Raw genomic sequence first — 289 nt, 5'->3', positions numbered from 1 at the left:
CCCGGGGGCCGGGGCAAAGCGCCGCGACGCTGCCCCCTCAACCGACCGAGTCGGGTGGGCGGAGTCATCGCATCCGCGTGGCCCACTCCTGCACCTTGGCGATCCGCTGCCGCAACTGCCCCGCCGTGGCCTCCGCGCTGGGCGGCCCCCCGCACACCCGCCGCAGCTCGGTGTGGATCACCCCGTGCGGCTTCCCACTCTGGTGCACATACGCGCTCACCATCGTGTTCAGCTGCTTCCGCAGCTCCATCAGCTCCTTGTGCGTGACCACCGGCCGCCGCTCGGCCGG

The 289-nt window shown here is 73.0% G+C and carries 1 pseudogene; it reads right to left on the bottom strand.

The features are described 5' to 3' along the window. Window positions 1-64: 64 nt before the first annotated feature. Window positions 65-289, bottom strand: a pseudogene (locus CCN44_RS46565) (ATP-dependent helicase); the annotation flags it as partial.

It is taken from the genome of Streptomyces tricolor, from assembly GCF_002155905.1.
GTDB classification, from domain to species: Bacteria; Actinomycetota; Actinomycetes; order Streptomycetales; family Streptomycetaceae; genus Streptomyces; species Streptomyces tricolor.
Note: the sequence above shows the minus strand (reverse complement) of the source record. Positions and strands in the feature narration are given on the sequence as shown.